Origin of the sequence: Ferrigenium sp. UT5 (genome assembly GCF_045866295.1) — a bacterium.
Classification (GTDB): domain Bacteria; phylum Pseudomonadota; class Gammaproteobacteria; order Burkholderiales; family Gallionellaceae; genus Sideroxyarcus.
The window spans coordinates 87,913-99,221 of record NZ_BAAFRY010000007.1 but is presented as its reverse complement, the minus strand read 5'-3'; the positions used below and the strand labels follow the sequence as shown (position 1 = coordinate 99,221).

The 11,309-nt window shown below is 61.4% G+C and carries 10 protein-coding genes; 8 read left to right on the top strand and 2 right to left on the bottom strand.

What is annotated here, in order from left to right:
• From ACKTSJ_RS04255 to ACKTSJ_RS04235, 5 genes are all read left to right on the top strand, one after another.
• Positions 1-281, top strand: a 281-nt coding sequence (locus ACKTSJ_RS04255) for a hypothetical protein (protein WP_407897723.1), incomplete at its 5' end; no start/stop codon positions are given.
• A 93-nt stretch (positions 282-374) separates the two neighbouring features.
• Complete coding sequence (locus ACKTSJ_RS04250) at positions 375-773, top strand: group II truncated hemoglobin (protein ID WP_407897725.1); 399 nt, start codon at positions 375-377, stop codon at positions 771-773.
• A gap of 4 nt (positions 774-777) precedes the next feature.
• Complete coding sequence (locus ACKTSJ_RS04245; RefSeq protein ID WP_407897721.1) at positions 778-2,631, top strand: CHASE2 domain-containing protein; 1,854 nt, start codon at positions 778-780, stop codon at positions 2,629-2,631.
• Positions 2,628-3,134, top strand: coding sequence for an SH3 domain-containing protein (locus ACKTSJ_RS04240; protein WP_407897719.1), 507 nt, complete (start codon positions 2,628-2,630; stop codon positions 3,132-3,134). Before ACKTSJ_RS04245 ends, ACKTSJ_RS04240 begins: the two co-directional genes overlap by 4 nt.
• Positions 3,131-3,967 (top strand): M48 family metalloprotease, encoded by an 837-nt coding sequence (locus ACKTSJ_RS04235; protein ID WP_407897717.1) that lies wholly within the window; start codon positions 3,131-3,133, stop codon positions 3,965-3,967. Before ACKTSJ_RS04240 ends, ACKTSJ_RS04235 begins: the two co-directional genes overlap by 4 nt.
• A gap of 16 nt (positions 3,968-3,983) precedes the next feature.
• Here the strand turns inward: ACKTSJ_RS04235 and hemH are convergent, their stop codons facing one another.
• Together hemH and hrcA are read right to left on the bottom strand one after the other, a co-directional pair.
• On the bottom strand, positions 3,984-5,072 hold the full coding sequence (gene hemH / locus ACKTSJ_RS04230; RefSeq protein ID WP_407897716.1) for a ferrochelatase: 1,089 nt from the start codon (positions 5,070-5,072) through the stop codon (positions 3,984-3,986).
• A gap of 8 nt (positions 5,073-5,080) precedes the next feature.
• A complete protein-coding gene (gene hrcA, locus ACKTSJ_RS04225; RefSeq protein ID WP_407897714.1) occupies positions 5,081-6,103 on the bottom strand; it encodes a heat-inducible transcriptional repressor HrcA in 1,023 nt (340 codons plus the stop codon).
• Between the two features lie 174 nt (positions 6,104-6,277).
• On the opposite strand from hrcA, the gene ACKTSJ_RS04220 reads away from it, so the two are divergent.
• Genes ACKTSJ_RS04220 through ACKTSJ_RS04210 form a run of 3 tightly spaced genes read left to right on the top strand, consistent with a single transcriptional unit; the run spans position 6,278 to position 11,307 of the window.
• Positions 6,278-7,327, top strand: coding sequence for an efflux RND transporter periplasmic adaptor subunit (locus ACKTSJ_RS04220; RefSeq protein ID WP_407897712.1), 1,050 nt, complete (start codon positions 6,278-6,280; stop codon positions 7,325-7,327).
• Positions 7,324-10,395 (top strand): efflux RND transporter permease subunit, encoded by a 3,072-nt coding sequence (locus tag ACKTSJ_RS04215; RefSeq protein WP_407897710.1) that lies wholly within the window; start codon positions 7,324-7,326, stop codon positions 10,393-10,395. The genes ACKTSJ_RS04220 and ACKTSJ_RS04215 overlap by 4 nt, the downstream gene beginning before the upstream one ends.
• A 39-nt stretch (positions 10,396-10,434) precedes the next feature.
• Positions 10,435-11,307, top strand: coding sequence for an NAD kinase (locus ACKTSJ_RS04210; protein WP_407897708.1), 873 nt, complete (start codon positions 10,435-10,437; stop codon positions 11,305-11,307).
• The last annotated feature ends 2 nt before the right edge of the window (positions 11,308-11,309 follow it).

The window sequence follows — 11,309 nt, the reverse complement described above, 5'->3', positions numbered from 1 at the left end:
GAGAAATCCTCCCGTTTCCCGCGACAGGTGCAGACCGGATTTTGCCAGATGCCACAAGGCTTGCAGAGGATTTCATGCTAAATTCTACCCACACTCTTTCACGAAGACCCACAAAATCAAAGATACCCAAAGTCGCGACGACGATGCCGCGACAGCTAGAACAAAGCAGTGCCAAGAAAAATATTCGGATGGTTATAGGCTACTCAAAGAGAAATGTCGTCAGCCAGTTCTCGTGGTTCCACCCAGAGCCCCCTCACGATAAAATCAACAAGCGGAATTAAAATGGAATGACAACTTGATCAGCGTTTCCCTAAATAATGACTTGGATGACAGCACTGGATTCCGGCATTCGCCGGCATGACGAAGGAGGGGCCATGCAGGCCAGCGAGAATCAGAACACCCATTACCAGCGCATCGGCGGCGAAGCTGCGGTGCGCCGTCTGGTGCAGCGTTTTTATCAGTTGATGGACGAATTGCCGGAAAGTCACGGCATCCGCAAGCTGCACCCGGCCGACCTGAAGACTTCCGAGGGCAAGCTGTTCATGTTTTTGTCGGGCTGGATGGGCGGGCCGCAACTGTTCATCGAAAAATTCGGGCATCCGCGTTTGCGTCAGCGTCATCTGCCCTTCGCCATCGGCGCGGCCGAGCGCGACCAGTGGATGCTGTGCATGACCCAGGCGCTGCACGAGGTGGTGGAAGATGCTGTCTTGCGCGCGGAATTGCAGGCGGCCCTGGGCAAAGTGGCCGACTTCATGCGCAATCAGGCAGAATAGCGTCATGCAGAACACCCTCAAGACAGCGGACAAACAACTCAGCCTGCGCATCGGCCTGGTTTTTGTGCTGCTCGCGCTGCTGGAATTGCTGCTCGTCCACAGCCTGTCTCCGCTGGAGAACCGCCTGTCCGATGTGTTCGTGCGCAGCCAGGCGCAGGCCCTTGCGCCCGATCCTGACATCGTCATCGTCGATATCGACGATGCCAGTCTGGCGCAATTGGAGGACGAGGCCGGGCGCTGGCCGTGGCCGCGCGCCATCCACGGCGAGCTGGTGCGCGGGATCGCGGCGCAGCAGCCGCGCGCCATCGTGTTCGACATTTTGTTCAGCGAACGCGACCCCTTCAGGCCGGATAGCGATGACGCCTTCAATCAGGCGCTGCAAGGCATCAACAACGTGTATTTTCCGATGGTGCGGCGCAACCCCGCCCTGGATGCGCAAGGCGCGCCCGCGGCACAGATCGCGCCTTTGCTCGGTCTGCAACGCGGCGCACAGGCCGACCCGCAGGCGCGCATCGCGGTGCTGCCGCCGCTGGCGCTCGATCCCGCGCATTGGCATGTCGGCACGATCAATTTCGAGGAAGATGCGGACGGCGTCGGGCGGCGCTACCAGCTCTACACCGATGCCTACGGCTGGCTGATTCCGTCCCTGCCCGCGCGCGTGGCGCAAGACCTTGGCTATGCCGTGCCGCAGCAGGCCGACCTGATTCTCGCCTGGCGCGGCCTCCCCAATTCCTATCGCCATATTTCATATTCCGACCTCTATGCGGACTTCAATCGCGAGCAGCGGCAGCGCCCCGCGGACGAACTGAAGGACAAGATCGTCATCATCGGCACGGCGGCGACTGGCATGCATGATGTGCGCGTGACGCCGCTGGCCAGCCTGTATCCGGGGGTCGAGATGCTCGCCACCGCCATCGACAATCTGAAGAACGGCCGCGCCATGCGCCAGGCGAATCGCGATTTTGCGCTCGGCCTCGCGTTGCTGCTGCTGGGGCTGTTGAGCCTTGCTTTCATGCGCGGCATCCACATCCTCAAGATTGGCGGCATCCTTGCTGCGGCCAGCGTCCTGTTGCTGGCCGCGGCCTATCTCGCCGTGGCGCAATTGCTGTTGTTGCCGGTGCTGTCGCCGCTGCTGCTGGCCTGGGCCGCCTATTTCACCTTTTCCCTGCGCGAGTACCTGCGCGAAAGAAAGTCGCGCGAACAGGCGGTGCAGATGTTCAGCCGTTTCGTCAATCCGCATGTGGTGCAGGAGCTCGTGGCGCACGGCGGCTTGAGTCGGGCCGGCGAGAGCCGCCAGGTCAGCGTGCTGTTTTCCGATATCCGCGGCTTCACCACGCTGTCCGAAAAACGCACGCCGGAACAAGTGGTCGAATTGCTCAACCGTTATTTCAGCCTGCAGGTCGAGGTCATCTTCCGCCACGGCGGTTCGCTGGACAAGTTCATCGGCGACGCGATCATGGCGTTCTGGGGCGCGCCGCTGGACGATGCGGAACACGCGCGCCATGCGGTCGAGGCGGCGCTGGAAATGGGCGAGGTGTTGCAGCGTTTCCGCCATGAGCTGGGCGAGGCGGATGCGAATTTCGATGTCGGCATCGGCATCCATTCCGGTCCCGCCGTGGTCGGTTTGATTGGCTCCGAGCAGCGGCGCGAATACACCGCCATCGGCGACACGGTCAATCTGGCCAGCCGCATCGAAGGGCTGACCAAGGGCGTCTCGCGCATCCTGGTGTCGCGCGAGACGATGCAGGCGTGCGGCGATGCGTTCGCATTCCAGTCGTTCGGTTCGTTCAAGGTCAAGGGGCGCGAGCAGGAGGTCGAGCTGTTCGCGCCTTCGCGCAAAGAGGAGAAAACGGAATGAGTAAATTTAAATTCCTTGTGTGGTGTTGTGCGTTGAGTTTTGTCGCGAGCGCGTGGGCGGCTGAAGAGGCTTATACGATCCGCGCCACCGAGCTCAAGGCCAAACCCTACAGCGATGCACAAACCCTGGTGACTCTGCCTGCGCGCAGCAAGGTGACGGTGGTGCAGCGGCGCGCGTCGTGGACGCAGGTCAGGGCGGGCGAGACGGCCGGCTGGGTCAAGATGTTGAGTATTCAACTGGCGCGCGGCAGCACCGGGCGCCGCGCCGATAATGGCCTGCGTTCCCTGTTCAATGTGGCGCGCAGCGGCGGCAGCGGCGCCACCGTGACCACCGGCGTGCGCGGACTGTCGGAAGAACAACTGAAGAATACCCGTCCCGACCCGCAGGCGCTGGAGAAGGCAAGACGCTATGCGGCGAGCAAGGCCGAGGCAAAGCGGTTTGCCGCCGAGGGCAAACTGAAGTCGCAGCAAGTGGATTATTTCGCTGCGGGAGGTGGGCGATGAACGCGTTGATACTTGTTCTTGTGTTGAGTGTGTCGGTCCCGGCACAGGCCTTCGACTTCGGCAGCATCGACTGGGACAAGGCCGTCAAGACGGTGCAGAAAGTGAAGAGGGCCAATGCCGATGTGAGCGAGCCGCAGGAGATCGAGCTCGGCGGCGGTATCGCCAGCAGTCTGCTGGGGGCGGCGCCCCTGCTCGACAACCCGCCGTTGCAGCGGTATGTGAACCGGGTCGGACGCTGGATCGCCCTGCACAGCGAACGCCCCGATCTGCCCTGGCAATTCGGGGTGCTGGATGACGCGGACATCAATGCCTTCGCCGCGCCCGGCGGCTATGTGTTCATCACCAAAGGCTTGCTGGCACGCATGAACAATGAAGCGGAACTGGCGGGGGTGCTGGCGCACGAAATTTCGCACGTGCTGCGCAAACATCATTTGCAGGCGCTGAAGAAAGGCGCGCGGCGCGAGCTGATGGCCGATCTCGCCGACGATGCGATCAAGTCTCGCGGCGGCGACGAGCGTCTGCGCAAGCTGGTCAGCGCCGGCACCGAACTGTATGCGCGCGGTCTGGACAAGGAGGACGAGTTTGAATCCGATCGCATGGGGGTGGTGCTGGCGGCGCGCGCCGGTTACGACCCGTACGGTTTGCCCGCCGTGTTGCAGACCCTGCAATCGATCAATCCGGCCGACTCCAATCTCGCGCTGATGTTCAAGACCCATCCGGGATTCGACAAGCGGCTGGAATTGCTGGGCCCGCTGATGTCGCCCGCGCTGGACGATCTGGAAGGGTTGCCCGATCTCGATCAGCGTTTCGCGGCGGCGCTCGGCGGCAAATAAGGCAGTCGTACCGCCTTCAGGATTTGGCGCCCAGTTGCAGGGCGCGCAATCTGCCCTGTTCCAGTTGTGCGGGATCGGGCGCGGCCAGCCAGCCGTGCAGGTTGTCCAGCACCAGTGCGGTCAGGGCGTGGATCCACTCTGGGCGCTCGTTGAGGCAGGGGATGTAGTGATACTCGCCGCCGCCTGCGTGCTGAAAATCCGCGCGGCCTTCCAGCGCAATTTCTTCCAGGGTTTCCAGGCAGTCCGCCACAAAGCCGGGACAGACCACATCCACCCGGCGCAGTTTTTGTTTGCCCCATTCCTGCAGGGTGGCGGTGGTGTAGGGTTGCACCCACTCGGCGCGGCCGAAGCGCGACTGGAAACTGAGCGCGTACTGTTCCGGTTTCAGACCGAGTTCCTGCGCCAGCAGGCGCGCGGTCTTGTGGCACTCGCAATGATAGGGATCGCCTTTTTCCAGGGTATAGCGCGGCAGGCCGTGAAAACTCATCAGCAGTTTTTCCGGACGCCCGTTCTTCGTCCAGTAATCATTCACATTGGCGGCCAGCGCCTGGATGTAGCCCGCATCGTCGTGGAAATGCTTTAGGGTGCGCAGGGCAGGGGTGTTGCGCCAGTGTTGCAGTTCGGCAAACACGACATCGGTCGCGGTGGCCGTGGTGCTAGCGGCGTATTGCGGGTACATCGGCACGACGAGGATACGCTGGCAGTTCTGGTCTTTCAGTTTCTTCAGCGCGGCCGGAATGGACGGGTTGCCGTAGCGCATGGCGTACTCGACCACCAACGGCGCCCGCGTCTTTTGGCTCAAATAACCCTGCAACAAAACCGCCTGCCTTTCAGTGTGGACGCGCAGCGGAGAACCTTCGGGCAGCCACACCGAGGCGTATTTCGCGGCGGATTTTTTCGGCCGCACGTTGAGGATGATGCCGTTCAGGATGAACCACCAGACCAGGCGCGGAATCTCCACGACGCGCGGGTCGCCGAGGAATTCCTTCAGGTAGGGGCGCACCGCTTGTGTGGTCGGTGCATCGGGCGTACCGAGGTTGATGAGCAGGATGCCGGTTTTTTCCGGGGTGCCGTGGGAGAAGCTTGGTTCTGTCTGATAGCTCATGTTGAATTTCAATGTTGTGAGAGCGCGTTGCTCAATAGTTTGGCGGTGATATCCACGATGGGCACGACGCGCTCGTAATCCATGCGTTTCGGGCCGACCACGGCCAGGGTGCCGACGATTTCGCCGTCGCCCGAGGTGTACGGGGCGCTGACCACGCTGCATTCGTTGAGGCCGGCCAGCCCGGATTCGTTGCCGACGAAGATGTGCACGCCCTGCGCGTGGCGGCCGGCATCCAGCAGTTGCAGCAATTCGGTTTTCTGCTCGAACACGTTGAACAGGTTGCGCAACTGTCCCATGTTGGCGGCGAGGTCGTTGCTGTGCAGCAAATTGCGTTCGCCGCTGATCACGTAATCGTCATGCTTGTGCGCCAGGGCCTCGTCGCTGGCGGCCATCGCCGCCGACATCAGCGCGGTCATGTCGTGCTGCAACTGGCGCAATTCGTTCTGCACGCGCCGATGGATGTCGCCGAACGCCAGGTTGGCGTAGTGATGGCTCAGAAAATTGCCGGCCTCGGTCAGCTGCGCCTGGCTGTAATCCTTGGGCGTCGCCAGCACGCGGTTCTCCACTTCGCCGTCCGGCATCACGATGATGAGCAGTACGCGCTTTTCCGACAGGCGCAGGAATTCGATCTGGCGCACGGTGATGCGGGTGCGTCTGGGCGTGGCGACCACGCCGGCGAAACGGGTGAGATCCGACAGCAGGTGCGACGCCTGGGCCAGCACCCGCGACGGGTTGTCCGGCAACAACTGGCTCTTCAGTTGCTGGATACGCGCGGCCGACAGCGGCTGCACCACCATCAGGGTGTCGATGAACAGGCGGTAGCCCTGCGCGGTCGGCATGCGCCCCGCCGAGGTGTGCGGGCTGGCGACCAGTCCCATCGCTTCAAGGTCGGACATCACATTGCGGATGGTGGCGGGGCTGACGTCGAGGCCGGAATATTGCTGCAGGGCGCGCGAGCCGACGGGCTGGCCGTCGCTGATATAGCGTTCCACCAGGGTCTTGAGCAGGATCTGCGCGCGTTCGTTGAGCATGGCGCGGATTCTAACAGGTGTGGCGTGGCTGTAACCTTGCGAGAGGCGATTTCATGGGAGCCCGATTGATCGGGCGAACAACCAGACACACCTGCACCCTTATCGTTTTGCCATCATTTGACTGGTATAAAGGGCGCTATGCTGGGGAGTGGATTGGAAAAGGGGAAGTGGAGAATGAAGATCGTCTATTTTTTTATGTTGCCGCTGATTTTATTGAGTGCCTGCGGCCAGGAGACGCCCGCGCCACCCGCTGCCGTGCGACCCGTGTCGATGTTTGTCATTGGCGACACGGCTGCCGCGCAAACGCATCTGTATAGCGGCGAGGTTCGTGCCCGTCATGAAACCGTATTGAGTTTCCGTACCGGCGGCAAGATCATGGCGCGTCAGGTGGAGGTGGGCGAGCGGGTCGCGGCGGGACGGGTGTTGGCGCGCCTGGATCCGACGGACAATCGCTTGCAGGAAGAGGCCAGCCGCGCGCAATACCGTCTGGCCAAGGATGAGATGGAACGCTATCGAGAATTACGGGACAAGGGCTTTGTCAGCCAATCGGCGCTGGATGCGAAAGAAGCTGCATTCAAGGCAGCCGCCGCACAGGCTGGAATGGCCGTCAATCAACTGGCTTACACTGAGTTGAGGACGGATCACACGGGCGTGATTACCGCGATTTTGGCTGAAGTGGGGCAGGTGGTGAGTGCGGGGCAGCCGGTATTCCATCTTGCGCAAACGGGCGAACGCGAGGTCGTGATTGCCATTCCGGAATCGCGCCTGGATGCTGTCAAGGTGGGGGCACCGGCGGTCATCGAGATCGGCGCGGCCGGGGATGGATCACACACGCTGAATGGAGACGTGCGGGAGATCGCGCCTGTTGCCGATGCGGCGAGTCGAACCTATGCGGCACGCGTCGCATTCAAGTCAACGGATGCGTCGGTCGCGCTGGGGATGACGGCACGGGTCTGGCTGGAGGAGGCGGGTCGAGCACAGCACGCACGGGCGTATCGCGTGCCCCTGACTGCCATTTTCCAGCAAGGCGAGCAGGCCGCGGTCTGGGTGATCGAGGCGGACAATACGATCTCGTTGCGTCCGGTCAGGATCGGTGCATATCGCGATGAGGGGGCGCTGATCGTGGAGGGGGTCGAGGCGGGGCAGCGCATTGTCAGTGCCGGGGTGCACAAATTGACCGCAGGTGAACGGATTCAGCCCGGTGCGGGGGGGAATCCGCAATGAAGTTACCCAATTTATCAGCCTGGGCACTCGAACATCAGCAGTTTGTCGTCTTTCTGATGGCGGTGCTGGCGATCGCCGGCATGGTGTCCTACTTTAGTCTGGGGCGAGCCGAAGATCCCGGGTTTACGTTCAAGGTGATGGTGGTTCGAACCCTGTGGCCGGGCGCGACAGCACAGGAAGTTGAGCGCGAATTGACCGAGCGCATCGAAAAAAAATTGCAGGAGACCCCTTGGGTGGATGTGTTGCGTTCAGCCTCCAAGCCGGGCGAATCGCTCATCTTCGTAGTGCTCAAGGATTACACCCCGAAAACCGAGGTGCCGGAATCCTGGCGTCAGGTGCGCAAAAAACTGGATGATATCCGGCATACATTGCCACCCGGGGTGCAGGGCCCGTTTCCAAACGATGAGTTCGGCGATGTGCAGATCAACCTCTTTGCCTTGACCGGGGATGGCTACGATCTGGCCGCACTGCGCCGCTACGCAGACCGCATGGCGCTGGAATTGCGGCGCGTCAGAGATGTGAAACGCGTTGAACTGATCGGGGTGCAGGAGGAAAAGATTTTTATCGATGTCGAGCCGCAGCGTATGGCGAGGCTGGGCATTTCGCCGTTGCAAGTGGCCGATGCGCTGCAACAGCAAAATGCGATCAGCCCGGGCGGTTTCATCGAGACGGACAGCGACCGTATTCATCTGCGGATCAGCGGCAGTTTTGACCGCGTCGAACAGGTGCGCAATACCGAATTGCGGGTGAATGGCCGACATTTTCGTTTGGCTGACATTGCCCGGGTGAGCCGGGGATTTGCCGATCCGCCCAGCCCGCGGATGCATTGGAACGGCCAGCCGGCGATCGGCGTCGGCGTGGTGATGGACAAGGGTGGTGACGTGATTGCGCTGGGCGGGAATCTGCACCGCGAGACGGCGCGAATCGGCGCCGAATTCCCGGCCGGGGTGGAAATACATACCGTCGCCGATCAGCCGCAAGTGGTGCAGGGCTCGCTCAGCCTGTTTCAGAATTCGCTTGCCGAGGCGGTGCTCATTGTGCTGGCAGTGTCGTTTTTGAGTCTGGGGGTGCGCACTGGGATGGTGGTGGCCTTGTCCATTCCGCTGGTGCTTGTGACCACCTTCTTTGCCATGAAACTGTTCGGGATCGATTTACAGCGCATCTCGCTCGGGGCGCTGGTTATCGCTTTGGGCCTGTTGGTGGATGATGCCATTATCGCGGCGGAAATGATGGTGGTAAAAATGGAGCAGGGCTGGGATAAATTCAAAGCCGCGACCTTTGCCTATACTTCGACGGCCTTTCCGATGCTGACCGGAACCTTGATTACGGCTGCCGCGTTCACTCCGGTGGGTTTCTCCAAATCGGCCGCCAGTGAATACACCGTTTCAATTTTTCAGGTGGTCACCATCGCGCTGGTAATCTCGTGGGGGGTGGCCGTTATTTTTACCCCGTACATCGGCTACCACGTGCTGGATCAGAAAGCGCTCATCGCCAAGGCGCAGCAGCATGGTGGAGACATTTATGACACACGGTTCTATCGGTTTTTCCGGGCGCTGGTCACGTGGTGTTTGCGCAATCGCTGGAAGGTCATCCTGGTCACGGTATTGATCTTTGTTTTGTCGATACTGGCGTTTGGGAAATTCGTGCAGAAACAATTTTTCCCGTCAGCCAGCCGCCTGGAACTGATGGTGGATGTATGGCTGGCGCAGGGCGCTTCGTTGCGGGCAACCGCACATGAAGTGGCGCGCATCGAGCAATTGCTTCAGAACGACCCCGCCGTGGTCTCTTCCTCCGCCTATATCGGGAATGGTGCGCCGCGCTTTTTTCTGTCGCTGGACCAGCAATTATTTGCCGACAATTTTGGCCAGCTGGTCATTGTCACGAAAGATCTGGCGGCACGCGAAGACCTCAAGCAACGCCTCGAACAGCGTTTTGCCGCAGCAGATTTTGCCGCGATCCAACTGCGCGTGGTGCGTCTGGAGAATGGGCCGCCGATCGGTTATCCGGTGCAATTCCGGGTGATTGGCGATGACCTGGTTGTGTTGCGCCAGGCGGCCGAGGACGTCGGCGCTGTCCTGCGTGCCGACCCGAGCCTGCGCAATGTCAATTTCGACTGGAACGAAAAAGTGAAGAGTGTGCGGGTCGAAGTGGATCAAGATAAAGCGCGCCGTCTCGGGGTTTCCAGCCAGGACGTGGCGCGCGCCCTGCAGGGCTGGCTCAACGGCCTTCCGCTCACCCAGTACCGTGAAGGTGACCAGTTGATCGAGGTGGTCTGGCGCGGGAAAAAATCGGATACCCGTTTCCTGAATCGACTGCCCGATCTGGACATTCCGCTGGCGGATGGGCGCTCCATACCGCTGGTGCAGTTGGCACGTCTGGTGCCGGTGCAGGAAGAAGGCATTATCTGGCGGCGCAACCGCCAGCCCACGCTGACCGTGCGTGCAGATATGGCGGATGTGACCCAGCCCGCCACGGCATCGGAACGGCTGAATCGGGAACTGGACGCGGTGCGGGCGCGCCTTGCCCCTGAAGTGCGCATCGAAATGGGGGGGAGTATCGAAGAGTCGGAAAAAAACGGAAATGCGATTGCTGCGGTGATGCCGTTGATGCTGGCAGGGGTCATCACCTTGTTGATGATCCAATTGCAAAGCATCAGCCGTACGGTGATCGTATTGCTCACCGCTCCCCTCGGCCTGATCGGCGTGGTACTGGCACTTTTGGTATTCCAGGTGCCGTTCGGTTTTGTGGCCAACCTGGGCTTCATTGCCCTGGCCGGCATGATCATGCGCAACTCGGTCATTTTGATCGACCAAATCAGGCAGGACGAGGAGTCTGGCATTCCGCGCCATGAGGCGATCATCGGCGCCACCGTGCGCCGTTTCCGCCCAATCATGCTGACCGCTTCGGCCGCGATTCTGGCCATGATCCCGCTGACGCGACAGGTGTTCTGGGGGCCGATGGCGGTTTCCATCATGGGCGGCCTGATTGTGGCCAGCGTGCTCACCTGCTTGTTTTTGCCGGCACTGTATGCCGCGTGGTTCCGGGTGCGGGAAGAAATCCCGGGCTGACGTGGCGGGCGTATCGCCGATATGGTTTAATCGCGCACCATGAAATTTCCTTTTGAAACCATCGCCATCATCGGCAAACAGAAGTCCCCGGACGTGGCCGTTCCCATGTTTCTGCTGGGGGATTTCCTGGCCGAGCGCGGCCTCAAGGTGGTGGTGGACGGGCTCTCCGCCGAGCATATCAAAGGCCATTCGTTTTCCGCGCTCAGTCTGGACGAGATCGCGCGCTCGGTCGATCTGGCCGTGGTCATCGGCGGCGACGGCACCATGCTCAACATCGCGCGCACCCTCGCGCCGCACGGCGTGCCCATCGTGGGCGTGAACCAGGGGCGGCTGGGTTTTCTCACCGACCTCAGCATGGGCAACATGATCGCCGGCATTGCCGCCATGCTGGACGGCCGTTTCGTGACCGAGCAGCGCCTGTTGCTGTCGGCCACGGTGGTGCGGGACGGGGCCGAGGTCTTCACCGGCCTGGCGTTCAACGAAGTGGTGGTGCACCGCAGCAACATCAGCAGCATGGTCGAGTTCGAGGTGCGCATCGACGGCGAGTATCTGTACAACCAGCGCGCCGACGGCCTCATCATCTCCACCCCCACCGGCTCCACCGCCTATGCCATGTCGGCCGGCGGCCCCATCCTGCATCCCGGTCTGGACGTGCTGCAACTGGTGCCGGTGTGCCCGCACTCGCTGAGCAACCGCCCGATCGTGGTCAAGGGCAGCGCCGAGATCGAGTTGCTGATGCACCGCACCGGCGACATCTGCGTGCGCTACGACAGCCACACCAACATCGACCTGCAACTGCACGACAAGATTCTCGTCACGCGCTATGCGCAGCCGGTGAACCTGCTGCATCCGGAGGGACACAGCTACTACCACACCCTGCGCGAAAAGCTGCTCTGGAACCAAACCCTTTAAGG